We start from the raw sequence: 1,355 nt of genomic DNA on the forward strand, positions 1-1,355 counted from the left end.
CTTACGAGGTGTCCTTCCGGACTGGTAAACGTTGCTCTAGACAATCAACATTTTCCCAGACCAGAAGGACATTTCACTTCACGGCACGCCCACGAACCGCACCCGACATGGTGGATCGGGGCTCAGTTGGCAGAGCGCCGGTTATCTACGCGGATACCTATGTCAGTCCCGTCTTCGCGGGGCATCGCTCGGCGTGAACATGTCTAGACCGATCCCGGCGCGACGAGTCCGCACGAGTACGGCACTATGTTCGTATGCCTGCAGGAGACGCATTCAGGCGTCCGAGTCCGGACGCAGCCGCGCCGAAATTGCCCCTTCCGCTTGAGCCCCCACCGGAACTCGAGCGAACGCGTCCCGGCCCACAGACGCGATCTGACTTCAATGCGTTCGACGAAGCCTTTGTGCGCTGTTACCCAGCCGCACTGGACTCGGCTATGGATCGCCTCCTTGCCGCTCTCCCGAGGGTAGACAACGGCGCTGTTCTCGAAGGCGCCGCAGCTTTTGAATACATGGTCGCGCTGCGACAAGAAATGGTGCTTGCGGCGACTGACATCGCCGCCCAATACGACTCCGAGACCTGGCTGCGGTTGATCCGTCGACTCGGCCCCCACGCGCTCACCTACGCAGAGTCGGGGACGATGGATCATAAAGGCGATTCGACGCAACGCGTAGCTGAGAACTTGATAGGCACCGCTCGAGGTACGCGCTTGAACACCGAGGCCACTTCGACTCCCACTGACGTCTCGATGAAGCTCGCGCGACTTATGGCACTTGCTGGCATGGTTGACAGCCTCGAAGGTGCAATTCGCAGTGCTACCAAGGGTGTCAAGTACAAGGTCGCTCGCCACCGTCGCCCGCGCCCATGGGACAGCGACGAGCTCCGAGCGTCTCTTCGAGAATTCGACCTTCGCAGCTCGTGGAAAACCGCCGATGGCGTAGCCCGGCTATCGGAACACACGAGCGATGAATTCGAGGGCGATCCACCCATGCTTGTGGCATACAGATTCAATGACGGCGTCGCCCCGGACCAGACCTGGAAAGGCCCTTTCCGGGCGAATCCGAAGAGGGAGGAGCTCGTCCAGTTCACGGTGCGCATGTTCGAGACCGGCAACGAAACGTACACAGTTCTTGGAAAGCACGGGGTTCTCGCATCCTTTGATTCCCCCGAAGCCACCGCCTCACTCATCGTGTTCGGACACGCCTTACTTCAATACGTCCTCGAGCATTCAGCCCCGATCCACCATGTCGGGTGCGGTTCGTGGGCGTGCCGTGAAGTGAAATGTCCTTCTGGTCTGGGAAAATGTTGATTGTCTAGAGCAACGTTTACCAGTCCGGAAGGACACCTCGTAAGTGAA

The 1,355-nt window shown here is 59.3% G+C and carries 1 protein-coding gene; it reads left to right on the forward strand.

The window, feature by feature from the left end; translation table 11 throughout:
• Positions 1-434 precede the first annotated feature (434 nt).
• Positions 435-1,307, forward strand: coding sequence for a hypothetical protein (locus WFM69_RS19240; protein ID WP_337007441.1), 873 nt, complete (start codon positions 435-437; stop codon positions 1,305-1,307).
• Positions 1,308-1,355 lie beyond the last annotated feature (48 nt).

The organism is Microbacterium sp. LB12 (genome assembly GCF_037150835.1).
In the GTDB taxonomy this organism is placed as follows: Bacteria; Actinomycetota; Actinomycetes; order Actinomycetales; family Microbacteriaceae; genus Microbacterium.